Genomic DNA, 24606 nt, shown 5'->3' with positions numbered 1-24606 from the left:
GGGTGGNCACCCCCCAGGCGTGGAGTAATTGGATGCAGGAATCCGGGAAGAGAATCGGTGGAGAGTCGGGGTTCCGATGCCCCGACGCGCAAGTCATGGTTGCTCGTGAACATCAGGGCGATGAGAACGGCGAAACGCGCTATCAATGTGCGACCATTGCCTACAACGGAGTCTCACTGGAACTTGGCCCGGCAAATTCGAGCGGTTGGTTGCAGGAGTCGGGAAAGGACTCAGGGGATAAGTCGCAATACGTATGTCCGCCCAACACGGTCATGGTGGGACGAGACCATCAGGGTGATGAGAATGGCAATACTCAATATTGGTGCGCGCCTGTCAACTACGAGGATGCGCCATTAGCGCTTCGGACGAAGACCGGGAGTGGCTCGATCCGGGAGTCAGGCAAGGATTCAGGTGGAACATCCTCATACTCGTGTCCCGCCAACCAGGTCATGGTCGGCCGGCGTCATCAGGGCGATGAGAACGGGTATACCTGGTATCTCTGCGCCGACATCCTGTGGGACCACACACCGCTCCTCCGCAGCCCGCCCTACCAGGGCCCCTGGATACAGGAGTCCGGCAAGAACTCCGGAGGGACGTCGAGCTTCGTCTGCCCGGCCGGCTCCGTGATTACGGGCCGCATACACAAGGGGGATGAAAACGGCAATACGATGTACCAGTGCTCGAAGCCCTGGTACCGCGGGGTACCCCCGCTGTTGCGTAATGCCGCGTGGGGCGATTGGATTCAGGAATCCGGCAAGCAGACAGGCGGCATGTCGTCATTTTCCTGTCCTGCCTCCCAGGTGATGACCGGCCGCCAACACCGGGGCGACGAGAACGGCGACACGCGCTATCAATGCGCCAGTCTCTTCGAACGGGGGTCGATGGTGGAGATCGTTCCACTTGCGTGGGGGCCGTGGCTGCAAGAGTCAGGCAAGAATACCCACGGTGAATCCTATTTCGCCTGTGGAACCAGCACGTTCATGGTCGGACGCGAGCATAAGGGCGACGAGAACGGCGAGACGCGGTATCGGTGCGCGAGTGCGTCGTTCCCGTTCAGCTCGACGCTATCGTCGGCTTACAGGCTTGCCTACGATAAAGTGGGTGATCCCGCGATTCTGGAACGCGCTTCATTCGTGTCGCGTGCGGATATGGGACTGAGCGACGATTACTTCTTGCATGTCGACGTCGGTGGCGAGGGCTTCCACACCTACGAAGGCGTCATTTCCGGTTTTGCCGGCGCCATCAATATCAATGCGCAAACCAGGGATTCACAGCCGCCCTATTACCCGATCCCATTGCTCATTCATGTCGAGGATTGGTCCACTTCGCCGCCGTACCCCTTTGCAGACGGGACGGTGAACTACGTCACCATGCAGGGCGCACCGTTGCTCGACAGCGCGGTTCCGGAGTTTGCCCGCATCCTGGCTCCGGGAGGTCAGATAGGGCTCTGGATCAATATGAGGGCCTACGAGAACGACGTGACGCGTCTGGCGAAATTGCTGCAAAGCGAGTGGAAGTACAGCTGTTCCAGCGGCAAGAAACCATGCTCGAACGCGTGCATTGACGAGTTTTACGATTCGAGCGATCTCGATTTCACCTTTCCGAAAGTCTGCATCTTCGATCGGCGGAAGCGTTGACCTGCAGGCCCGGGAAGACGAGCCTAGCGATGCGTGGCAGTTTGCGGGATTGGCGCCGCAGGCGCCAATCCCAGGCTCAACGCGGCAGGTCGCTATCGCCCATCAGGAAGGCATCGACGGCACGCGCGCATTGACGGCCTTCGCGGATCGCCCAGACCACCAGCGATTGTCCGCGCCGCATATCGCCCGCCGCGAAAACCTTCTCCACGCTGGTGCGGTAATCGTCGGTGTTGGCGCGCACGTTCCCGCGCGTGTCGCGGTCGACGCCGAACGCATCCAGCACCTGCTGGCGCGGCGCCACGAAACCCATGGCCAGCAGCACCAGATCGGCCTTGACCTCGAACTCCGAGCCTTCGACCTCGCGCATTTTCATCTGGCCGGTGGCTTCGTCCTTGACCCACTCGACGCGCGCCGCGATCAGCTTGCGCACCACGCCTTTTTCGCCCACCAGGGACTTGGTCGTCACGGCCCAATCGCGCTCGCAGCCTTCTTCATGCGAAGACGAGGTGCGCAGCTTGGCCGGCCAGTACGGCCAGGTCAGCGGCTTATTCTCGGATTCCGGCGGCTGCGGCATTAGCTCGAACTGGGTGACGGACACCGCGCCGTGCCGGTTGCTCGTGCCGACGCAATCCGAACCCGTATCGCCGCCGCCGATCACCACCACGTGCTTGCCCTTGGCCAGCGTCTGGTCGGTCAGGCGATCGCCCGCCACGGCCTTGTTCTGCTGGCGCAGGAAATCCATGGCGTAGTACACGCCCTGCAGCTCGCGGCCGGGCACCGGCAGATCGCGCGGCGTTTCCGAGCCGCCCGCCATCACCACCGCGTCGAATTCTTCGCGCAGCGACTCCGGCGTGCGGGCCGTCAGGCCATCCGCCGCGGGATCGGCGGGGTTGCCGATGTAGGTGGAGGGGCTGAATTCCACGCCTTCCGCTTCCATCTGCGAGATGCGGCGGTCGATCTGCGATTTCTCCAGCTTGAAATCCGGGATGCCGTAGCGCAGCAGGCCGCCGATGCGGTCGCTCTTTTCAAACACGGTCACCGCATGGCCGGCACGCGCCAGCTGCTGGGCGCAAGCCAGGCCGGCGGGGCCCGAACCCACGACGGCGACCTTCTTGCCCGTCTTGCGCGACGGCGGCTGCGGCACGACCCAGCCTTCTTCCCAGCCCTTGTCGATGATGGCGTGTTCGATCGACTTTATGCCCACCGCATCGTTGTTGATGTTGAGGGTACAGGCGGCTTCGCAGGGCGCCGGGCAGATGCGGCCGGTGAATTCCGGAAAGTTGTTGGTGGAGTGCAGCACGTCCAGCGCCTTGCGCCATTCCTGCCGGTACACCAGGTCATTCCAGTCCGGGATGATGTTGTTGACCGGGCAGCCGTTGTTGCAGAACGGGATGCCGCAGTCCATGCAGCGCGCGGCCTGCACCTTGGATGCGTTGTCGTCCAGGCGCACGACGAACTCGCGCCAGGTCTTCAGGCGCGCGGACGGGGCTTCATGGGCCTCGTGCAGGCGCTGGTATTCGAGAAATCCGGTGATTTTTCCCATGGTCTTTCCTTAAGCGGCCATTTTCTGCGGGTTGGCCGCGCGCCACATTTCGCCCAAGGCGCGGCGGTAGTCGGTCGGCATGACCTTGACGAACTTGCCGCGCGCCGTTTCCCAGTTGCCCAGGATGTCGCGCGCCTGGAAGCTGCCGGTATAGCGGAAGTGGTCTTCGATCAGGCGGCGCAGGATGGCTTCGTCGGTTTCCCGTTCGCCGCCGCGCTGCGCGCTGTGCCAGACGTCGATGTTGTTCAGGCTTTGCTGTTCGGCGTGCGGCAGCACGGATTCCAGCTCCACCATGGATAGGTTGCAGCGGCTGCGGAAGCTGCCGTCCGGATCCCACACGTAGGCTACGCCGCCCGACATGCCGGCGGCGAAGTTGCGGCCGGTGGCGCCGAGCACGACCACCGTGCCGCCCGTCATGTATTCGCAGCCGTGGTCGCCCGTGCCTTCCACCACCGTCGCGGCGCCGGAGTTGCGCACCGCGAAGCGTTCGCCCGCCACGCCGTTGAAGAAGGCCTCGCCCGCCAGTGCGCCGTACATGACGGTGTTGCCGGCGATGATGTGATCCGGGCCGAAGCCGCGGAAGTCGTTGGGCGAGCGCACCACGATGCGGCCGCCCGACAGGCCCTTGCCGACGTAGTCGTTGGCTTCGCCGACCAGGTCCAGGGTGATGCCGTGGGCCAGGAAGGCGCCGAAGCTCTGGCCCGCCGTGCCGTTGCACTGGATGTGGATGGTGTCGTCCGGCAGGCCTTCATGGCCGTAGCGCGAGGCCACTGCGCCGGACAGCATGGCGCCGATGGTGCGGTTGCGGTTGCGCACCGGCACGATGAAGGACACTTTTTCGCCGCGTTCCAGCGCCGGCTTGCTGCGCTCGATCAACTGGTGATCCAGCGCTCCGGCCAGGCCGTGGTCCTGCGTTTCGGTCTGGCGCACCGGGCCTTCGGACGGCGCCTGGTAGAACACGCGCGTGAAGTCCAGGCCGCGGGCCTTCCAGTGTTCGATGCCGACGCGGGTATCCAGCAGGTCGCTGCGGCCGATCAGCTCGTCGAACTTGCGGATGCCCAGCTGCGCCATGATTTCGCGCACTTCCTCGGCGACGAAGAAGAAGTAATTGACGACGTGCTCGGGCTTGCCCTGGAACTTCTTGCGCAACACCGGATCCTGCGTGGCCACGCCGACCGGGCAGGTGTTCAGATGGCATTTGCGCATCATGATGCAGCCTTCCACGACCAGCGGCGCGGTGGCGAAGCCGAATTCGTCCGCGCCCAGCAGCGCGCCGATGACGACGTCGCGGCCGGTCTTCATCTGGCCGTCGGCCTGCACGCGGATGCGGCTGCGCAGGCGGTTCAGCACCAGGGTCTGCTGGGTTTCGGCCAGGCCCAGTTCCCACGGCGTGCCGACCTGCTTGATCGACGATACCGGCGACGCGCCGGTGCCGCCGTCATGGCCGGCGATCACGACGTGATCGGCCTTGGCCTTGGCGACGCCGGCGGCCACCGTGCCCACGCCGACTTCCGACACCAGCTTGACCGAGATCGAGGAACGCGAATTGACGTTCTTCAGATCGTGGATCAGCTGCGCCAGGTCTTCGATGGAGTAGATGTCGTGGTGCGGCGGCGGCGAAATCAGGCCCACGCCGGGCACGGAATAGCGCAGCTTGGCGATGTACTCCGACACCTTGTGCCCAGGCAGCTGGCCGCCTTCGCCCGGCTTGGCGCCCTGCGCCATCTTGATCTGGATCTGGTCGGCGCTGCTCAGGTATTCGGCGCTGACGCCGAAACGGCCCGAGGCCACCTGCTTGATCTTGGAACGCAGCGAATCGCCGGCCTTCAGCGCGACGTCGGCTTCGACGCGATCGCCGCCCAGCACCGATGCCAGCGTATCGCCGTCCTTGATGCCGCTCTTGCCGTCGCGCAGCTCCGCGCGGTAGCGCCGTTCGTCCTCGCCGCCTTCGCCGGTGTTGGACTTGCCGCCGATGCGGTTCATCGCCACCGCCAGCACCGAATGCGCTTCCGTCGAGATCGAGCCCAGCGACATCGCGCCGGTGGCGAAGCGCTTGACGATGTCCTTGGCGGGCTCGACTTCTTCCAGCGGAATCGCGCGCGTCGGATCGAAGCGGAATTCGAACAGGCCGCGCAGCGTCATGTGGCGGCGGCTCTGGTCGTTGATGATCTGCGCGTATTCCTTATAGGTGCGGTAGTTGTTGGCGCGGGTGGCGTGCTGCAGCTTGGCGATGGAATCCGGCGTCCACATATGCTCTTCGCCGCGCACGCGATAGGCGTATTCACCGCCCGCGTCCAGGTCGCTGGCCAGCACCGGGTCCTGGCTGAAGGCCGCGCGATGCAGGCGCAGGGCTTCTTCCGCGACTTCGAAGATGCCGATGCCTTCGACCGTGCTGGCCGTGCCGGTGAAGTACTTCTCCACCAGCGTGCTCTGCAGGCCGACGGCTTCGAAGATCTGCGCGCCGGTGTAGGACATATAGGTCGAGATGCCCATCTTGGACATGACCTTGTTCAGGCCCTTGCCGATGGCCTTGATGTAGTTCTTGACCGCCTTTTCCGGGTCGGCCATCTTTTCCAGCGATTCCAGCGCCAGATAGGGGTGGATGGCCTCGGCGCCGTAGCCGCCCAGCAGCGCGAAATGGTGCACTTCGCGCGCCGAGCCGGTTTCCACCACCAGGCCGGTATTGGTGCGCAGGCCGGCGCGGATCAGGTGCTGGTGGATGGCGGACGTGGCCAGCAGCGCCGGAATGGCGACGCGCTCGCTGTCCACGCGGCGATCCGATACGATCAGGATGTTGTAGCCGCTGCGCACCGCGTCGACGGCGCGCGCGCACAGGGCCGCCACGCGCGCTTCGATGCCTTCACGGCCCCAGGCGGCGGGATAGGTGATGTCCAGTTCCAGGCTGCGGAACTTGTGGCCCGTGACTTGTTCGATGTCGCGGATCTGCGCCATGGCGGCGAAATCCAGCACCGGTTGCGCGACTTCCAGGCGCAGCGGCGGGTTGACGTTGTTGATGTCCAGCAGGTTGGGCTTGGGCCCGATGAAGGACACCAGCGACATCACCAGCTGTTCGCGGATGGGATCGATGGGCGGGTTGGTGACCTGCGCGAACAACTGCCGGAAGTAGTTGTAGAAGGGCTTGGGCCGGTTCGACAGCACGGCCAGCGGCGCGTCATTGCCCATGGAGCCGATGGCTTCTTCACCCGTGGTCGCCATGGGTTCCAGGATGAACTTGTAGTCTTCCTGGGTCCAGCCGAAGGCCTGCTGGCGGTCCAGCAGCGATGCGCCCGGCGCCGGCAGGCTGGCCGGCTGCTTGGGCGCGGGCAGGGATTCCAGCTTGACGCGCAGGCGCTCGATCCACTGCCGATAGGGGCGCGAGTTGGCCAGCTGCGACTTGATTTCGACGTCGTCGATGATGCGGCCCTGCTCCAGGTCGATCAGGAACATCTTGCCCGGCTGCAGGCGCCACTTCTTGACGATGCGGTTTTCCGGGATGGGCAGGGTGCCGGCTTCGGACGCCATGATGACCATGTCGTCGTCGGTGACCAGATAGCGGGCGGGACGCAGGCCGTTGCGGTCCAGCGTGGCGCCGATCTGGCGGCCATCGGTGAAGGCCACGGCGGCCGGGCCGTCCCACGGCTCCATCATGGCGGCGTGGTATTCGTAGAAGGCCCGGCGGCTTTCGTCCATCTGCGTGTGCTGCTCCCAGGCTTCCGGGATCATCATCATCATCGCGTGGGCCAGGGAATAGCCGGAATTCACCAGCAGTTCCAGGCAGTTGTCGAAGGTGGCGGTATCCGACTGGCCTTCATAGACGATGGGATACAGCTTGGGCAGATCGTCGCCCAGCACGGCGGACTGCATCATGCCTTCGCGGGCGCGCAGCCAGTTGAAGTTGCCCTTGACCGTATTGATTTCGCCGTTGTGGGCGATCATGCGGTAAGGGTGGGCCAGCGGCCAGGCCGGGAAGGTATTGGTGGAGAAGCGCTGGTGCACCAGCGCCAGGGCCGAGATCGTGCGTGTATCGGCCAGGTCGCGGTAGTAGCGGCCGACCTGGTCGGCCAGCAGCAGGCCTTTGTAGACCACGGTACGCACCGAGGCCGACGGCACGAAGTATTCCTTGCCGTGCGCCAGGCGCATGTTCTGGATGGCGTGGCTGGCGGTCTTGCGGATGACGTACAGCTTGCGCTCCAGCGCGTCGGGCACCATGACGTCGGCGCCGCGGCCGATGAACAGCTGGCGGATGACCGGCTCCAGTTCGCGCACGGCGGGCGACATGGGCATGTCGACGTCCACCGGCACGTCGCGCCAGCCCAGCACGACCTGGCCTTCGGCGCGCACCGCGCGTTCCAGTTCCTGTTCACAGGCCAGGCGCGAGGCGGTTTCCTTGGGCAGGAAGACCATGGCCACGCCATATTCCCCAGGCGGCGGCAGGGTGACACCGGCCTGGGCCAGCTCTTCGCGGTACAGCGCGTCGGGAATCTGGATCAGGATGCCGGCGCCATCGCCCATCAGCTTGTCCGCGCCCACGGCGCCCCGGTGATCCAGGTTTTCCAGGATCTTCAGGCCTTGCTGGATGATGGCGTGGCTTTTCCGCCCCTTGATATGGGCGACGAAGCCCACGCCGCAGGCGTCGTGTTCATTGCGCGGGTCGTAGAGACCTTGAGCGGGCGGCAAGCCGATGCGCGTGGCGTCGATGGGACGTGCCGGCGCGGGGCGACAGGCGTCGGAAGGGGTCGGGACGGTCATGATGCGCTCCAGGACGGGGGCGGCTGAAAAAGAGGGTTGCCACATTTTGTTGCGGCGCAAACCGCGACGATACAGGGCGCCGGTTTGCCTCGCAAGAAAAACAAAAGGGGATTGTCCCCATTAATATGGGGGCGTCGCCACGCCCTCATTTAATCGGTGACGCATAGATCGAGTGCGTGGGATGGACATCAGGCGTAACGAGGTTCGCCGGAGCGCTCGGTTTTTTAGGCCGGATCCCGGATCTAATTACGGACGTGATCGCGGACCGGTCGAGGCTCGATCGGTGTTTGTTGAGGCTGGGTTCGCGCCGCGGGCCCGGCGCGCGCGGGCCGCGGATCCTGTTTCAGGACCCGGTGGACTCCGTTTCGGCGGGCGGCGGAACCGGCTTCTTGCGCGGCCGTCCGCGCTGTCCCGGCGTCACCCGGCGGCTGGCGGTATGGGCCAGCATGGCGATGAACTCGCTGCCGCCCAGCGCCCATTGGCCCTGGACGGCCTGGTCGATACGCTGGATCTGTTCCCGCGTCAGCCCCTCCTGCAGGCGCTTGCGGTAGTTGGCCTGCCGGTCGAAGGGCGTGTTCCCGCATGACCAGTAATCGGCGTGATCGGACATCCAGCTCGCCTGCGGCTGGCCGGAGCCGGTATGCCCGGCGGCGGAGGACCAGGGCCACAGCTCAGGATCATGGGTCGCCCCGCTGCGCACGGGGCAAGTTTCAAGCCAGACCAGGGCCGGCAGCACCCAGGCGCCCGGCTCGACCAGCGCCGACCGATAGCGGCCGGCGAACACGCGGCCCCCGCGCAGGCGGGCGGCCAGATTGCGTCCCAGCGTCTGCATCAGCCGCGGCAGACCTTCCCCATCGACCGGAGTCGCCAGCAGCAGGATGCGATCCGTCGCCAGTACCCAGCCGTGCAGCGCCACGCGATTGCGGGTCGCGGTTTCCCCCAGCCAGGCCGCCACCTGGTTCAGTGTGTCGGCCGGCGCGGGTTGCGATGGCGCCGCCAGGGGATTGATGAAGTTGGCCTGCACGAGTTGCGGCAGTCCGGGGGCGTACAGTCGGGGCAGGCGAGCCATAGGGATGTCAGGACCGAGACATGCAGGGGACGGGGCGTCCGCGCAGGAAAATAAATGGTACCGCGTAAACGCCCCCGTGCAACAGTAAGGTTACCCCGGTAGAGCGCGCCGTAACATCATGGCCGCCCATCCCGGCGGCCGCCCGCGCGTTAACATTCCCGGATCGATACCGTACAGCCTGGAGCAATCATGAAGACCAAAGCCGCCATCGCCTGGAAAGCCGGCGCCCCCCTGACCATCGAGGACGTCGACCTGGAAGGCCCCAAGGCGGGCGAGGTCCTGGTCGAGATCAAGGCGACGGGCATCTGCCATACCGATTACTACACCCTTTCCGGCGCCGATCCGGAGGGCCTGTTCCCCGCCATACTCGGGCACGAGGGCGCGGGCGTGGTGCTGGAAACCGGCCCCGGCGTGACCAGCCTGAAAGCCGGTGACCACGTGATCCCTCTGTACACGCCGGAATGCCGGCAGTGCAAGTTCTGCCTGTCCCGTAAAACCAATCTGTGCCAGGCCATCCGCACCACCCAGGGCAAGGGCCTGATGCCGGACGGCACGTCGCGCTTTTCGATCGGCGGCAAGCCCATCCATCACTATATGGGTACGTCGACCTTCGCCAACCACATCGTAGTGCCGGAAATCGCGCTGGCCAAAATCCGCGACGACGCGCCCTTCGACAAGGTCTGCTACATCGGCTGCGGCGTCACGACCGGCGTGGGCGCGGTGGTCTATACGGCCAAGGTGGAAGCTGGCGCCAACGTCGTGGTCTTCGGCCTGGGCGGCATCGGGCTCAACGTGATCCAGGGCGCGAAAATGGTGGGCGCGGACAAGATCATCGGCGTCGACATCAACCCGCGCCGCGAAGCGCTGGCGCGCAAGTTCGGCATGACCCACTTCGTCAACCCCTCGGAAGTCGACAACGTCGTCGACCACCTGATCCAGCTGACCGACGGCGGCGCCGACTATTCCTTCGAATGCGTCGGCAACCCCAAGCTGATGCGGCAGGCGCTGGAGTGCTGCCACAAGGGCTGGGGCAAATCCATCATCATCGGCGTCGCGGCCGCCGGCGAGGAAATCGCCACCCGGCCGTTCCAGCTGGTCACCGGTCGCGAATGGAAAGGCTCGGCCTTCGGCGGCGCCCGCGGCCGCACCGACGTGCCGAAGATCGTCGACTGGTATATGGAAGGCAAGCTCAATATCGACGACCTGATCACCCATACGCTGCCGCTGGAAAAGATCAATGACGGCTTTGACCTGATGAAGCGCGGCGAGTCCATCCGCTCCGTGGTGCTCTACTGATGTCCGGGCTCGAAATCCTGGCGCAGCAGCGTTGTTTCGACGGCTGGCAACGCGTCTACCGGCATGCGTCCGCCGTCATCGGCCTGCCGATGCGGTTTTCCGTCTATGCACCGCCGCAGGCGGAACGCGGCCCGGTGCCCGCCTTGTTCTACCTGGCGGGCCTGGAGTGCAACGAAGAAACCTTCATGATCAAGGCGGGCGCCCAGCGTTGGGCCGCGCGACATGGCGTGATGCTGATCGCGCCCGATACCAGCCCCCGCGGGGCCGGCGTGCCGGGCGAGGACCAGGACTGGGATCTGGGCACCGGCGCGGGCTTCTACCTGGACGCCACCCAGGCGCCCTGGCGCGAACGCTATCGCATGGAAAGCTATATCACCCAGGAACTTTACGGCCTGGCCGCCAGCCAGTTGGGCGCCGCGGCCGGACGTATCGGTATCTTCGGGCATTCCATGGGCGGCCACGGGGCTTTGGTGTTGGCCTTGCGGCATCCTGGCCTGTTCCGCTCGGTGTCGGCCTTCGCGCCCATCGCCGCGCCCAGCCGCTGTCCTTGGGGCGAGAAGGCCTTCTCCCATTATCTGGGGCCGGACAGGACGGCGTGGGCCGCCTATGACGCCACCGAGCTCATGACGTCGCTGCGGACGCCCTACCCCGCCGGCATCCTGATAGACCAGGGGCTGGCCGACCGTTTCCTGGATCAGCAGCTGTATCCGCAGGCCTTCGAAGCGGCTTGCGGCCAGGCTGCCCAGCCGCTGACCCTGCGCAGGCATCAGCATTACGACCACGGCTATTACTTCATCCAGAGCTTCATGGAAGACCACATTCGCTTCCATGCCGAACAGCTGGCGGCCGCCTCCGCGCAGTAGCGCGGCCGCGGCTGGTCCCGCGGTCGCGCCCGCGCGGGGCGGCCCAGCCGTGCGATAGGGGGCCGCGCGGGCCTTGCCCCGGCACGGATCGGGGTCCGGGCGGCGGGGCAGCGGCTTCCGAGAGGGCTTGACGCCTTCTATATACTGGAACTGTGTCCGAGTTTCCGCGAGGATCGTTTTGATCGAAGGCGTCGCCCCGTCCGTATGGATCGCCGTGGCCACCATTGCCGCTTTGCTGCTCGGCTTTGGCTTGTTCCTGGGCAAAGGCGGGCCGCGCGACGCGCGCGGCCGTCGCCAGTTCCGCCTGCGGCCGATACGGCGGCTGTTCGGCCTGCTGCTGCTCGCCCTGGCCTGCGTGTCGGGCATGCTGGCCGCCACGCTGTACCAGTTCCTGCGGCTGACCTCCGACGAGCCGGTTGCCTTATTGGTGTTGCGCGAACAAGCGCCGCGCCAGTTCGTCGCCACGGCGGAATTGCCGGGCAAGGCCGCGGAGGACTTCGTGCTGCGCGGCGACGAATGGCAGATCGATGCCCGTATGGTGCGCTGGCGCCTGCCGGCGCTGCTGGCGGGGGTCCCGCCGCTGTACCGGCTGGAGCGCCTGTCCGGCCGTTACGCCGACCCCGCGGCGGATCAGTCCGAGCCGCGCACGGTTTATGCGCTGGGCCCGGTGGGCATGCCGGACCTGGCCAGGCTGAAACAGCGTTTTCCGGGCTGGCTGCCCTTCGTGGACGTGCAGTACGGCAGCGCAGCCTATATGCCGATGTTCGACGGCGCCCGCTACCGGGTTTTCGTCGACCCCAGGGGCGCGTTGTTCATCCGTCCTGATAACGCCGCCACCGCCGAGGCGCTGAAGCAGCGCGGCTGGTAAGTGCCCGCGGGCCTTGCCGCCAAGGTGCGTTTGCACTGCCTCCGGGGCATGGAATGAGTGAACTTCCCGGGCCGTTGAAGGTCGAATTAGCACTCTCCTTTTCAGAGTGCTAACATCACCCAATGCGTTCTACCACTAGCCGTTTCCTGGAGCAAAACACCATGAAACAACCGAGATCCTCGTTGGCCGTACCCGCCAATGCCCTTACGCTGGCCATCGCCAATCCAGGCGCGCTGGGGACGATCGACGCATATATCTCCGCGGTGAACCGCCTGCCGGTTCTGACGGCGGATCAGGAAAGCGCCCTGGGCCGCCGTCTGCGCGACTCGGGCGATCTGGACGCCGCCCGCGAGCTGGTGCTGTCGCACCTGCGCCTGGTCGTGTCCATCGCGCGCCAGTACCTGGGGTACGGGCTGCCCCATGCCGACCTGATCCAGGAAGGCAATGTCGGACTGATGAAGGCCGTCAAGCGTTTCGATCCCGAACGCGGCGTACGGCTGGTCTCGTTCGCCGTGCACTGGATCAAAGCGGAAATCCATGAGTACATCGTGCGCAACTGGCGGCTGGTAAAGGTCGCCACGACCAAGGCGCAGCGCAAGCTGTTCTTCAATCTGCGCAGCATGCGTCCCGATGGCAAAACGCTGGATTCGGAGCAGGTCGACGAAATCGCCCGCGAACTGAACGTGCGTCCGGAAGACGTCAGCGAAATGGAAGTACGCCTTTCCGGCCGCGACATGGCGCTGGAAGCCCAGGACGACGACGATGATGCCTATGCGCCCATCGCCTATCTGTCCGACGAGGGCCGCCAGGAGCCGACGCGCGTACTTGAACGCAAGGCGCATGACGAATTGCAGAGCACCGGCCTGCATGGTGCGCTGGAGGCGCTGGATCCGCGTTCTCGCCACATCGTCGAGGCCCGTTGGCTGCAGGACGATGGCGGCGCCACCCTGCACGAGCTGGCGCAGGAGTACGGCATTTCGGCCGAGCGCGTTCGCCAGATCGAAGCCGCCGCGCTGAAAAAGATGCGCGGCAGCCTGCAGCCCGCGTAAGCCGGCTGTTGCGCCGGCCGCTGCGCCATGGCGCGGCGCCCGGCTCCGGGCGGGCGCGGGACACCTCCATTCCCCATGGGGCCGCGCCCGGAAGCGCCGGACGCTTTCCGGCCACACGGAGCGGGAAGGTCTTGGCGGATGTTACGTATTGATGCATCTCGCCGCGGGATTTCCCCAATGCGGGCGAAACTTTCTCATGGCTCCCCAGCCTAACCCCATGTAGACCGCGTGCCCGGAGCCCTCCGGGCCTGTTGTCTTCTCACCTGTCTCGGCTTCTCCTCTTTCCCCTCCCCTATGAGACAGGTGTTTGGCGGGGCACCCCAAGCGGTGCCCCGTTTTTTATGCCCGGCGTCCGGGCGGGGCTGGGGATCAGGCGCTGCCGGCTACCCCCGCCGAGGCATCCGCCGTATCCGGGGTGACCTCATCCCCCACGGGCGCCGGCACGTCCTCCGATTCGTTCCATTCTTGCAGCAGCGCGCGCCACAGCGCCGCGTCCAGCCGGCGTACGCCGGTGGCGATGGAACCGTCGGGATACAGCTTGAGCCAGCGATAGCCCGGTGGCTGTGGGTCCAGCCGGTGCCGGCCGTCGCGGATGGCGAACTGGAAGCAGGTGGATGGCGTCGCCAGCATGCGCACATTGCCGCGCCGGCGGTCGAAATCCTGATGCACGTGGCCCCATAGCAGGATGCGCGCGTTGCCCCAGCGCGTCAGATGGCGGAACAGCTCCGCGGCGTTGTCCAGCATCATGGGATCGCGCCAGTCCGCGCTGACCTGTACCGCGTTGTGATGCATCGCGACCAGGGCCGGCCGGCCCCGCGCCGTGCCCAGGGCATGGTCGAGCAATTCGAACTGATCCCGCTCCAGATGGCCGGCATTGGAACCGTCGGCATGCGAGTCCAGCATGACGATACGCCACGGGCCGAGATCGTTGACCGGCTCCGTCCAGACGCCCAGTGCCCGTTGCAGCGCGGCCGGCGCGTCGTGGTTGCCCGGCAGGCAGCGCACGGGCATGCCGAGCGGGGCCACCGCGTCGGCGAAGCGATGGTAGGACATTTCGCTGCCATCCTGGGACAGGTCGCCGGTGGCCAGCAGCAGATCGGCGTCGCCGTGGTCGCGACGGATGGCCGCCACGACCGCCCGCAGGCTGGCATCCGTGTTCACGCCCAGCATGACCGCGGGCGCGGCGTAAAGATGCGGGTCGGTCAACTGCACCACCAGGACGGGCGCGCCGTCGGCGTGTGCCGTGTGTGCGGGGTTTCCGGGGGTTCCGGCGTTTTCGGCGCCCGCCGGCGACGGGATGGAAAGCTTGGGGATGGTATGCAACGGCGGCTCCGATGAATGCGCATCCATGGCGCCGGCCTGCGGCGCGCGTCGTCGGCGGATGCCAGCCGCGATGATGCGAACCTTGCCACGTTAGCGAAATTACGCGGCGCCGGGCATCCACCAAATCGTGCGGGCCGTAACGAAACGTGCGCCTCCTGAAAACCAGCTATCCTTCCCGGTGAATGCGCACTAGCCCAGGGGAAAAAAATTAGATGGATGTAGGTTTGCTGGTTTTCGGCCTGGCCGCCCTGCTCACGCTGGTCTGCTTCATGCCACCGCTGGCTGGACGGCTGAAGCTGCCCTACTCGGTGCTGCTCGCCATCGTCGGCTGTCTGCTCGGCATCGTGATTCATATCCATGGCTGGGCGCCGCCGGTGCTGGCCGGCATGCTGGATTCCCTGGAAAAGTTCGAGATTTCCTCGGAAACTTTCCTTACCGTTTTCCTGCCCGTCCTCCTTTTCGAAACGGCGCTGTCGATGAACGTCAGGCGCCTGATGGACGACATCGGGCCCATCCTGATGATGGCCATCGTCGCGGTCTTCCTGTCTACGGTGGTGGTCGGTATTACGCTGAACGGCCTGTCTTCGTATGGCCTGGTGGTCTGCCTGCTGCTGGGCGCCATCGTCGCGACCACCGATCCGGCCGCGGTCGTCGGCATCTTTCGCGAGGTCGGCGCGCCCAAGCGCCTGACCACCCTGGTGGAAGGGGAAAGCCTGTTCAACGATGCCGCGTCGATCGCCTTGTACTCCGTGCTGGTGGGGGTGCTGGCGGGGCATAGCGAGATGTCGGCGGGCCGCGTGTTGGTTGACTTCGTTATCAGCTTCCTGGGCGGTGGCCTGGCCGGCTATGCCATGGGACGCGGGGCTTGCATGCTGTTTGGCGTGCTGCGCGGCTTTCCGACGGCCGAAATCACCCTGACGCTGACGCTGGCCTATCTGACTTTCTATGTCTGCGACCACTATCTGCACGTGTCGGGCGTGGTCGCCACCGTGATCGCCGGCCTGGTGGTCGGATCCGCCGGCCGCACCCGCATGGCGCCGACCACCTTCGAACACCTGACCAGTGCGTGGGAGCAATTCGGCTTCTGGGCCAATTCGCTCATCTTCCTGTTCGCCGCCATGCTGATCCCGCGGCTCATGGCCGATGCCACGCTGATGGATGTCGCCCTGATCCTGGTTCTGTTCGTCGCGGCCCTGGCCGCCCGGGCGGTGGCCGTGTTCGGCCTGTTGCCCCTGCTGCGGCTGACCCGCTTCGGCACGCGGGTGAACCGCGCCTATAAGACGGTGATGCTGTGGGGCGGCTTGCGCGGCGCCGTATCGCTGGCGTTGGCGCTGGCGGTGACCGAGCGCAGCGACGTGCCCTACGACGCACGCCAGTTCGTCGCGGTGGCCACCACCGGCTTCGTGCTGATGACCTTGTTCATCAACGGCATCAGCCTGCGGCCGCTGATCCGCATGCTGCGCCTGAACGAGCTGTCGCGGCACGAGGCGACGCTACGCGATCAGGCATTGGCGGTGGCGCTGGGCGATCTGCAGGAGAAAACCGACGAGGTCGCCGCCACGGAACACATCGGGCCGGAGGTGCGCGAACGCATCCACGCGGTGTTCGAGCGCACACTGGAGCAGTTGCGCGATGCCGAGGTGCGCCACATGAGCGTGGCCGAACGCGTGGACATCGGTCTGGCGACGCTGGCGCGGCGCGAAGAGGAAATGTTCTTCGACATTCTCAAGGCGCAGATCGTCGATTGGCGCCTGGCCGAGTCCCTGCTCGCGCGCGCCGAGCGCCTGGAGGACGCCGTGCGCGCGGGCGGCGTCAGTGGTTTCGAGAACGCCATCGCGGCCGACGTGCGCTATTCCCGCTCGTTCCGCGCGGCGCTGCGCCTGCATTACCTGTTCGGCTTCCAGCGCTGGCTGGCGCGCGAGCTGGCGCAGCGCTTCGCCGCCCTGATGTGCAAGCGCTCGGTGGCGCAGCGGGTGATCCTGTTCGCCGGCCAGCAGTTGAAGGTCATGCTGGGCGAGGAAGCCACCCAGCGCATCGTGGTGGCGCATCAGCGCCGCCTGGATGCGATCGAGAACGCGCTGCAGGCGCTCAACCTGCAATACCCTTCGTATGCCTTGTGGCTGCAGGAAAGCTATCTGGGCCGGGTGGCCAGGCAGCTGGAACGCATGCGCTATCGCGACATGCTGGATCAGTTCCTGATCAGCGGCGAAGTCTATGCCGACCTGACACGCCAGCTGGAACATCGCTGGGCGCACATCGACAAGCATCCGCCGCTGGATATCGAATTGAGCGCGGCGGAACTGATCAAGCGGGTGCCGCTGTTCGAGAACCTGAGCGCGGATTCGTTGCGGGCGATCTCGCGGCTATTGCGGCCGCGGCTGGCGCTGCCGGACCAGCATGTGTTGAAGGACCGGGCCGGCGAGGAGATGTGCTTCGTCGCGTCGGGCGCCGTGGCGGTGCATCTGCCGGACAACACCACGGTCGAACTCGGCAGCGGGGAGTTCTTCGGCGAGCTGGCGCTGTTGGGCGAACAGGCGCTGGTGCCTGACGTGACTTCGCTGGGCTACAGCAAACTATTGATGATGTCGGCCCGGGACTTCCGCGCCTTGCTGGCGCATGACGCCGATCTGCGCGAGCGCATCGAGAAAGTGGCCAGGCAGCGCCTGCGGGCGATCGAAGTGTGGAAGCAGTTCTCCGCGGCGCCTCCGCCGACCGCCACTTGAGCCTGCCGGCGGCAAGCCCCCCGGGCTAGGTGGTTTCCCGCCGCACCAGGCGGAATCCCAGGTCCAGGTGGCGTTGCGGATTGGGCCGCCCTTCCAGCGCATTCATCAGGAGGGTGGCGGCCGATCGGCCGATTTCGTAGCGCGGCGTGGCGATCGTGGAAAGCGGCGGTGTGGTCCAGGCAGTGCCTGTCAGGTCGTGGAAGCCGATCAGCCCCATCCGGCCGGGTACATCGATGCCCAGGCGGCCGCATTGAAACACCGCCCCCTGAGCCAGGTCGTCGTTGCAGAAAAATATTCCGTCGCATTCCGGGTGTTCGCGCAGCATGGCTTCCAGCAGCTCGGCGCCCAGTCCCAGTGACGACTTGCTGGGCGTCATGATCTCCAGCGCGGGATCATGCAGGCCCGCGTCGCGCAACGCCTGCCGGCAACCTTCGCAGCGGCGCAGCGAACGCGGATCCAGCTGCGCCCCGATGATGCCGATATGGCGGTAGCCGCGTTCCACCAGATGATGGCCCGCGGCATAACCGGAATCGAACTGCGAAAACCCCACGCTGAGCCCGCGCTCGCCTTCCAGCGTTTCTATCGTATGGACGGTCGGGATCTTCAAGGACTCCAGCAGCTTCCACACGCCGGGTCGATGATCGACGCCTGTCAGGATCAGGCCATCCGGGGAGTGCTGCAGATACGTACGCAGCAGCGCTTCTTCCGCCTCCGCGGAATAGCCGGTCAGGCCGATATGCATGTGGTGCGCGTGGGCGTCCAGGACTTCCTTGATGCCCACCAGGATGTCGACGAACACGACGTTGCTCAATGACGGGATCAGGACGACCACCGTGCGCGAACGCGCGGACGCCAGCGCGCTGGCGGCATGGTTCCGGACGTAGCCCAGCCGGTCGCAGGCTTCCTGGATTCTGGCCCGCAGCGCCGGCTGCACTTTGTCCGGCGTACGCAGCGCGCGCGATACCGTGATGGCGCTGACGCCGGTGGCCCGTGCGACGTCCGCCATGGTGACGCCTTGCTGGCGCGAACTGCGAGACTTGCGGACCGTCATGGCTGGGGCTGTCGCAAAAAAACCGTAGTCTGACCCAAAGGCGGCCTTGGTACAAACCCGGACAGGCATGGGAAGGGGTTGGCAGCCCGTGCATGATAGCGCTAACATTCACGGCCGCATCGAATGCAACGCAAAAAATCTGGAGACAACGATGCCAACCTTTCCTTCGGCCGGGAGCGGGCGCAATCCGCTTGGCCGTGCCCTGGACCTCGTATTCCGCATCCAGACCGCGCTCATGGCGGCGTGCCTGGTCGTCATGGTCGTCCTGCTGTTCGGCAACGTCGCGCTGCGCTACCTGTTCAACTCCGGCATCAACGTGTCCGATGAATTGTCGCGCCTGGCCTTCGTCTGGCTCATCTTCATCGGCTCGGTCCTGGCGATGCGCAGCCACACCCATATGGGCGTGACCATGCTGGTGGAGCGCTTCGGGCGGGGCGCGCGCCGCGTCACGCACCTGTTCTGTCAACTGCTGGTGCTGGGTGTGCTGTGCATGTTGATCAAGGGAAGCTGGGACCAGACGCTGATCGGCATGGCGACCCTGTTGCCTGTTACCGGGCTGCCGGCCGGCATCTTCAACCTGGCCTGCCTGTACGCGGCGGTCGCCATGGCCCTGCTGACGCTGGCCGACATCGTGTTGACGCTGGGCGGCGCCGAACCGGCCCTGGACGCCAGCGCCGTCGATCCGCTCAGCTGACACGCCGGGCCATGTCTTCCGTTCCGCAACGCCCGGGACCGGCGTGGCCGGCGGCGCGGCCACGCGCCACCCGTATCGCGGTCCTGGCCATTCCTCTTCGTCCGACGCCATGATTCTTTCCGTATTCCTGATCGTGCTGCTGGGCCTGCTCGCGCTGGGCATGCCGATCGCGTTCGCGCTGATGATCAGCGCCGTGCCGATGATGTTCCAGCTGGACTTCGTCGACCCGCAGATCCTGGCGCAGAACATGCTCGGCGGCGCCAACAGCTTCACGCTGATGGCCGTGCCGCTGTTCATGCTGGCCGGCGAGCTGATGAACGAAGGCGGGATCTCGCGCCGCATCGTCAACCTGGCCGCCATGTTCGTCGGCCATATACGCGGCGGGCTGGGCTACGTGGCCATCTTCGCCAGCGTGCTGCTGGCGGCCTTGTCCGGGTCGGCGGTGGCGGACGCGGCGGCGCTGGGATCGCTGCTGATCCCCATGCTGCGGGAAAAGGGCTACGAGGCGGGCGATGCCGCCGGCCTGATCTCGGCGGGCGGCATCATCGCGCCGATCATCCCGCCGTCGATCTCCTTCATCATCTACGGCGTGGCGACCAATGTGTCGATCACGAAGCTGTTCTTCGCCGGCATCGCGCCCGGCCTGCTGATGGCGCTGACGCTGGTGGCGGTATGGTCCTGGACCGCGCGGCGCAGCGGCGGCCATGTGCTGCCCACGCCGCGCCAGCCCTGGGGCGCGCGCATGCGTGCGCTGCGTGAATCCTTGTGGGCGCTGTTCCTGCCCGTGATCATCATCGGCGGCCTGCGCGGCGGCATCTTCACGCCCACCGAGGCCGCCGTGGTGGCGGCCGTCTACGCGCTGCTGATCAGCCTGTTCGTGTATCGCGAACTGCGCTTCAAGGATCTCGGCCCTATCTTCGTCCGCGCCGCCAGCACCACCGCCATCGTCATGTTCCTGGTCGCCGCCGCCATGGTGTCTTCCTACATGATCACGTTGGCCGATATGCCGCAGGACCTGGTGGCCCTGCTGGAGCCCTTGCTCGACCATCCCAAATGGCTGATGTTCGCGATGCTGATCGTGCTGACGCTGGTCGGCACCGCGATGGACCTGACGCCGACCATCCTGATCCTGGCGCCGGTGCTGATGCCGGTCGTCACCAAGGCCGGCATCGACCCGGTGTATTTCGGTGTGATGTTCGTCATGGTCGGCTGCGTGGGGTTGCTGACGCCGCCGGTCGGCACCGTGCTGAACGTCGTGGCCGGTGTCGCCCGCATCCGCATGGAAACCATTATCCGCGGCGCGTGGCGCTACGTCGTCGCCTATACCCTGCTACTACTGTTGATGGTGATCTTTCCGGAATTGATCACCGTGCCAGCGAAGTGGATTCATTAGAGGCCCGCCAACGTCGACAGGCCCTGAACCAGGAAGTGACCACCCTCGGGAGACAACCATGTTCACCACCATGAAGAAACTGGCCATCGCCTTGGCCGCCGTATCCCTGTGCGGCGCCGCGGGCGTGGCCCAGGCGCAGGATGTGAAGACGCGCATCATCCGTTTCGGCTACGGCCTGAACGAAGAGAGCGTGCAGGGCCGAGCGGCGCGCTATCTGGCCGAAGAACTGGGCAAGATCAGCGGCGGCAAGCTGAAGATGCGGACCTACGGTTCGGCCAACCTCGGTTCGGACGAACAGATGCAGGCCGCCCTGGTGGGCGGCGCGCAGGAAATGATGGTGGGGTCCACCGCGCCGCTGGCCACCATGGTCAAGGAATTCGGCGTGTACGACCTGCCTTTCCTGTTCAATGACGAAAAAGAAGCGGATGCGGTGCTGGACGGCCCCTTCGGCGAAAAACTCCTGAAAATGCTGGACGCCAAGGGGCTGGTCGGCCTGGTGTATTGGGAAAACGGTTTCCGCAACGTGACGAATTCCAAGCATCCCATCGCCAAGGCGGAGGACATGCAGGGCATCAAGCTGCGCGTGATGCAGAACCAGATCGCGCTGGGCGTCTTCGGCGCGCTGGGCGCCAATGCGGTGCCCATGCCGTTCTCCGAATTGTTCACCGCGCTGGAAACGCGCACGGTGGATGGCCAGGAGAATCCCGTCACCACGATTCAGAGCAGCAAGTTCTACGAAGTGCAGCCCTATCTGAGCATGACGCGTCACGTCTATACGCCCTGGGTGGTGATGGCGTCGAAGAAATGGTGGGACACGCTGTCGCCGGACGAGCAGAAGCTGATCCGCCAGGCCGCCGCGTCGTCGCGCGATTTCGAACGCAAGGACAGCCGTGCGGATTCCAACAAGGCGATGACCGTGTTGAAAGACTCCGGCATGAAGATCAACACCGTGTCCCCGGAAGAACTGCAGCGCCTGCGCGAGAAGGCCCAGCCGGTGGTCGACAAGTACACGCAGGACCTGGGTCCGGACCTGGTCAAGCAGCTGCAGGATGAGATCAACAAGGTCCGCAAGGGCTGAAGCACGCAAGCTGGCCGGGATCCGGTCCGGACCCGGCCGCACGCAATACCGCCGCGAGAAACACCATGTCAGAAGCTCCCCGCCGTTTACGCAGCCAGAAATGGTTCGACGATCCCACCCACGCCGACATGACGGCGATCTATGTCGAGCGCTACCTGAACTATGGCTTGACGCGCGCCGAGCTGCAGTCCGGCCGGCCCATCATCGGCATTGCGCAGACCGGCAATGACCTGGCGCCGTGCAACCGGCACCATCTGGAGCTGTCGCAGCGTACCAAGGCGGCGATCCGCGATGCCGGCGGGATACCCATGGAGTTTCCCGTGCATCCGCTGGCCGAACAGGGCCGCCGTCCGACGGCGGCCCTGGACCGCAACCTGGCCTATCTGGGCCTGGTGGAGATCCTGCACGGTTATCCGCTGGACGGGGTCGTCCTGACCACCGGTTGCGACAAGACCACGCCGGCCTGCCTGATGGCCGCCGCCACGGTCGATATTCCCGCCATCGTGCTGTCCGGCGGTCCCATGCTGGACGGCTGGCACGAAGGCAAGCGCGTGGGTTCGGGCACGGTGATCTGGCACGCGCGCAATCTGATGGCCGCCGGCAAGATCGACTACGAAGGCTTCATGACGCTGGCGACGGCATCGTCGCCGTCGGTGGGCCATTGCAATACGATGGGCACGGCGCTGTCCATGAACTCGCTGGCCGAAGCGCTGGGCATGTCGTTGCCGACCTGCGCCAGCATTCCCGCGCCGTATCGCGAGCGCGGCCAGATGGCCTATGCCACCGGCCTGCGCATCGTCGAGATGGTGCGCGAGGACCTGCGGCCTTCGCGCATCCTGACCCGGCAGGCTTTCGAGAACGCGATCGTCGTGGCATCCGCCCTGGGGGCCTCGAGCAACTGCCCGCCCCACCTGATCGCCATCGCGCGGCACATGGGCGTGGAGCTGTCGCTGGAAGATTGGCAGCGCCTGGGCGAAGACGTGCCGCTATTGGTCAATTGCGTACCCGCCGGCGAATACCTGGGCGAAAACTTCCACCGCGCGGGCGGCGTGCCGGCCGTGCAGCACGAGTTGCTGGCGGCGGGACGGCTGCATGGCGATTGCCTGACCGTATCCGGCAGGACGGTGGCGCAGATCGCCGGCAACGCCGCCACCACCGATCGCGACGTCATTCGTACCTGCGACACGCCGCTCAAGCAGCGCGCGGGTTTCATCGTGCTGTCGGGCAATTTCTTCGACAGCGCCATCATGAAAATGTCGGTGGTCGGCGAAGACTTCCGCAAGGCCTATCTATCCAAGCCCGGCGACGAGAATGCCTTCGAGACGCGAGCCGTCGTGTTCGACGGTCCGGAGGACTATCACGCGCGCATCGACGATCCCGAGCTACGGATCGACGAACATTGCATGCTGGTCATACGCGGCGCCGGCCCGATCGGCTATCCCGGCGGCGCGGAGGTCGTGAACATGGCCCCGCCGGCCCGGCTGATCCAGCAAGGCATCGAATCGCTGCCCTGCATGGGCGACGGCCGCCAGAGCGGTACGTCGGCAAGCCCCTCCATCCTGAACATGTCGCCCGAGGCCGCGGCCGGCGGCGGCCTGGCGCTGCTGCGCACGGGCGATCGCATCCGCGTCGATCTGACCGCCCGCACCGTCACGCTGCAAGTCGATGCCGCCGAACTCGAGGCGCGCCGCAGCGAAGCGCCCGCTTTCCAGATCCCGCCGCCGCAGACGCCCTGGCAGGAAATCTTCCGCGGAATGACCGGTCAGCTGTCCACCGGCATGTGCCTGGAACCGGCAACCCTGTACCTGAAGGTGGTGGAGCAGCGCGGCGATCCTCGCCATTCGCACTGAGTCCCTGCGTCTGGCGCCGAATGCCCCTGGGATCCGAACGCATCCCCGCTGGCCGGCATGACGCAGGGCCAGGCCATGGCGGTGATGACGGACCTGCTGGCTCGACGAGGCGGCTTCGGCGAGCGTGACCGCGATGCCGGCCGGCTGCATGGGGGCGACGACATATTGCTCCTTCCTCCGATCCGATTCGGCTTCCAAGGGCTGTCGGCCTGGCCTGGCGATGGAACGCGCGCGCAGGCGCGGCCACCGTCATCAGCGTTCCGCCGCTGCGCGCGCGGGGCGCTTATACGAGAACCTTGCCAGGCGTATTTCCATGTTCAGTCTCAGCAATATCAAAATCCCGCAACTCGAACCTTCGGCCATCTGGTATGACACGCCGGCAACCGCCGCCGGGCATGAGCACGAAGTCAACGTGGACGACCCGCTGCTCGATGATGATTTCCCCGGATGCCGGACGTTCGTGCATGCCGTGCAGGCGGAAAGGGTGCGCGACAGCGACTATTCCCGCCTCTTCCGCCCGGTGCTGTTGCCTTGCCATATCGCCTTTGCGGGCGCGGACGACGACATGCGGCAATTGCACGAGGCCGCTGTGGCCTGGAACGCCACGGACATGTTCCTGGCAGGGGCGGATAACGCGTTGACGCGGCTGCCGATGAGCGGCCAATGCCGCAAGGTGCGAGTCCGGGGCGTGGGCATGGTGCCCCTGCCGGAGCGGGTTGAAGGCCCCGTGCCGGATCCTTCACGCAGGGTCGCCCAGATCATCGCATATGGTGAATATGTGATCACGCCCGGCGATGATGAAGTGTCCTTCAGGATGGACAGCGCCCGCCTGGACAAGGATCCGGGCGCCCACGCCTCCATCGTGCCGGATCGCGGCGTGTACGAGATCGAGGACGGAAAATGGCTGATCGGCCGCCGGGCCAAGGAAGATCCGCTCGCCGTCTGCCTGCGCATGGTGCAGATGGAGGGCTCATCGACGGCCTGTATGCGCAACGCGTTATTGAACGCGCCCCAGGATATGGACGGCCCTCGGGGATCGCCGGCCTTTCAGGCACAGGAATGCGCGCGTCTGCTGGGCCCGGGCGCGATATTGCTGTCCCTGGACGGCAAGACGCATCGCGAGGCCATGCAATCGATCGGCGAAAAGCTGGAAGACCGGCACTGCGGCATTCTTTTCACGCAAGGGCATGTCAGGGTGTTGGACCACGCCAGGACGCTGGGGCGCGTTTTTTCGATCGGCCTGCGTGATCCACAGACCTGCTCCGCAAGATGGATACGCGACCACATGGAATTCTGGCGGGACGAGGCGGCGTCCTCCGCCGTCACCCCGGTGCCCGATGACTGGGTGCATGGGCCCGCGGATGTACTGGTTCTACCCCCACCGCGGCTGGGGCCGCGCATGCCGGAACAACTGGCCTGA

At 65.7% G+C, this 24606-nt stretch carries 15 protein-coding genes; 10 read left to right on the top strand and 5 right to left on the bottom strand.

The features are described 5' to 3' along the window. Positions 1-1713: 1713 nt before the first annotated feature. The 3 genes from ACNA0R_RS15520 to ACNA0R_RS15510 form a co-directional block, all read right to left on the bottom strand. Complete coding sequence (locus ACNA0R_RS15520; protein ID WP_415826919.1) at positions 1714-3180, bottom strand: glutamate synthase subunit beta; 1467 nt, start codon at positions 3178-3180, stop codon at positions 1714-1716. Between the two features lie 9 nt (positions 3181-3189). Continuing rightward, positions 3190-7929, bottom strand: a complete 4740-nt coding sequence (locus ACNA0R_RS15515) for a glutamate synthase-related protein (RefSeq protein ID WP_415826918.1) — start codon at positions 7927-7929, stop codon at positions 3190-3192. 343 nt (positions 7930-8272) lie between these two features. Continuing rightward, complete coding sequence (locus ACNA0R_RS15510; RefSeq protein ID WP_415826917.1) at positions 8273-8998, bottom strand: hypothetical protein; 726 nt, start codon at positions 8996-8998, stop codon at positions 8273-8275. A 189-nt stretch (positions 8999-9187) separates the two neighbouring features. On the opposite strand from ACNA0R_RS15510, the gene ACNA0R_RS15505 reads away from it, so the two are divergent. The 4 genes from ACNA0R_RS15505 to rpoH all read left to right on the top strand — a co-directional run bounded on the left by ACNA0R_RS15505 (position 9188) and on the right by rpoH (position 13074). After that, complete coding sequence (locus ACNA0R_RS15505; RefSeq protein ID WP_415826916.1) at positions 9188-10294, top strand: S-(hydroxymethyl)glutathione dehydrogenase/class III alcohol dehydrogenase; 1107 nt, start codon at positions 9188-9190, stop codon at positions 10292-10294. After that, positions 10294-11157 carry an S-formylglutathione hydrolase gene (fghA, locus tag ACNA0R_RS15500; protein ID WP_415826915.1) on the top strand — a complete coding sequence of 288 codons (864 nt, stop codon included), beginning with the start codon at positions 10294-10296 and terminating at the stop codon, positions 11155-11157. Before ACNA0R_RS15505 ends, fghA begins: the two co-directional genes overlap by 1 nt. Before the next feature lie 178 nt (positions 11158-11335). After that, positions 11336-12025, top strand: a complete 690-nt coding sequence (locus ACNA0R_RS15495) for a hypothetical protein (RefSeq protein ID WP_415826914.1) — start codon at positions 11336-11338, stop codon at positions 12023-12025. Positions 12026-12186: 161 nt separating this feature from the next. Further along, the gene (rpoH, locus tag ACNA0R_RS15490) at positions 12187-13074 is read left to right on the top strand and encodes an RNA polymerase sigma factor RpoH (protein WP_415826913.1); all 888 of its coding nucleotides are present in this window, start codon (positions 12187-12189) and stop codon (positions 13072-13074) included. A 369-nt stretch (positions 13075-13443) separates the two neighbouring features. Here the strand turns inward: rpoH and ACNA0R_RS15485 are convergent, their stop codons facing one another. After that, positions 13444-14292, bottom strand: coding sequence for a phosphodiesterase (locus ACNA0R_RS15485; RefSeq protein WP_415827055.1), 849 nt, complete (start codon positions 14290-14292; stop codon positions 13444-13446). A gap of 317 nt (positions 14293-14609) precedes the next feature. Between ACNA0R_RS15485 and ACNA0R_RS15480 the strand changes: the two genes are divergently transcribed. Continuing rightward, positions 14610-17120 (top strand): cation:proton antiporter, encoded by a 2511-nt coding sequence (locus ACNA0R_RS15480; RefSeq protein WP_415826912.1) that lies wholly within the window; start codon positions 14610-14612, stop codon positions 17118-17120. A 25-nt stretch (positions 17121-17145) separates the two neighbouring features. Here ACNA0R_RS15480 and gntR read toward each other — a convergent pair whose 3' ends face one another. Further along, positions 17146-18171, bottom strand: coding sequence for an HTH-type transcriptional regulator GntR (gene gntR / locus ACNA0R_RS15475; protein WP_415826911.1), 1026 nt, complete (start codon positions 18169-18171; stop codon positions 17146-17148). Positions 18172-18322: 151 nt separating this feature from the next. Between gntR and ACNA0R_RS15470 the strand changes: the two genes are divergently transcribed. The 5 genes from ACNA0R_RS15470 to ACNA0R_RS15450 all read left to right on the top strand — a co-directional run bounded on the left by ACNA0R_RS15470 (position 18323) and on the right by ACNA0R_RS15450 (position 24606). After that, the gene (locus ACNA0R_RS15470) at positions 18323-18865 is read left to right on the top strand and encodes a TRAP transporter small permease (protein ID WP_415826910.1); all 543 of its coding nucleotides are present in this window, start codon (positions 18323-18325) and stop codon (positions 18863-18865) included. Between the two features lie 109 nt (positions 18866-18974). Continuing rightward, complete coding sequence (locus ACNA0R_RS15465) at positions 18975-20258, top strand: TRAP transporter large permease (protein WP_415826909.1); 1284 nt, start codon at positions 18975-18977, stop codon at positions 20256-20258. 58 nt (positions 20259-20316) lie between these two features. Then, on the top strand, positions 20317-21336 hold the full coding sequence (locus ACNA0R_RS15460; protein WP_415826908.1) for a TRAP transporter substrate-binding protein: 1020 nt from the start codon (positions 20317-20319) through the stop codon (positions 21334-21336). 65 nt (positions 21337-21401) lie between these two features. Next, on the top strand, positions 21402-23186 hold the full coding sequence (locus ACNA0R_RS15455; protein WP_415826907.1) for an IlvD/Edd family dehydratase: 1785 nt from the start codon (positions 21402-21404) through the stop codon (positions 23184-23186). A gap of 313 nt (positions 23187-23499) precedes the next feature. After that, positions 23500-24606 (top strand): hypothetical protein, encoded by a 1107-nt coding sequence (locus ACNA0R_RS15450; RefSeq protein WP_415826906.1) that lies wholly within the window; start codon positions 23500-23502, stop codon positions 24604-24606.

The sequence above is a fragment of the Bordetella sputigena genome (assembly GCF_965137885.1).
Classification (GTDB): domain Bacteria; phylum Pseudomonadota; class Gammaproteobacteria; order Burkholderiales; family Burkholderiaceae_B; genus Bordetella_C; species Bordetella_C sputigena.
The sequence above is the reverse complement of the archived record's forward strand: the minus strand, read 5'-3'. Positions and strand labels throughout refer to the sequence as shown.

Coding starts and splice junctions, on each gene's coding strand:
- ACNA0R_RS15510 (WP_415826917.1), bottom strand. CDS start 8,998: ATGGCTCGCCTGCCCCGACTGTACGCCCCCGGACTGCCGCAACTCGTG.
- ACNA0R_RS15515 (WP_415826918.1), bottom strand. CDS start 7,929: ATGACCGTCCCGACCCCTTCCGACGCCTGTCGCCCCGCGCCGGCACGT.
- rpoH (WP_415826913.1), top strand. CDS start 12,187: ATGAAACAACCGAGATCCTCGTTGGCCGTACCCGCCAATGCCCTTACG.
- ACNA0R_RS15470 (WP_415826910.1), top strand. CDS start 18,323: ATGCCAACCTTTCCTTCGGCCGGGAGCGGGCGCAATCCGCTTGGCCGT.
- ACNA0R_RS15455 (WP_415826907.1), top strand. CDS start 21,402: ATGTCAGAAGCTCCCCGCCGTTTACGCAGCCAGAAATGGTTCGACGAT.
- ACNA0R_RS15520 (WP_415826919.1), bottom strand. CDS start 3,180: ATGGGAAAAATCACCGGATTTCTCGAATACCAGCGCCTGCACGAGGCC.
- ACNA0R_RS15465 (WP_415826909.1), top strand. CDS start 18,975: ATGATTCTTTCCGTATTCCTGATCGTGCTGCTGGGCCTGCTCGCGCTG.
- ACNA0R_RS15480 (WP_415826912.1), top strand. CDS start 14,610: ATGGATGTAGGTTTGCTGGTTTTCGGCCTGGCCGCCCTGCTCACGCTG.
- ACNA0R_RS15505 (WP_415826916.1), top strand. CDS start 9,188: ATGAAGACCAAAGCCGCCATCGCCTGGAAAGCCGGCGCCCCCCTGACC.
- ACNA0R_RS15450 (WP_415826906.1), top strand. CDS start 23,500: ATGTTCAGTCTCAGCAATATCAAAATCCCGCAACTCGAACCTTCGGCC.
- fghA (WP_415826915.1), top strand. CDS start 10,294: ATGTCCGGGCTCGAAATCCTGGCGCAGCAGCGTTGTTTCGACGGCTGG.
- gntR (WP_415826911.1), bottom strand. CDS start 18,171: ATGACGGTCCGCAAGTCTCGCAGTTCGCGCCAGCAAGGCGTCACCATG.
- ACNA0R_RS15460 (WP_415826908.1), top strand. CDS start 20,317: ATGTTCACCACCATGAAGAAACTGGCCATCGCCTTGGCCGCCGTATCC.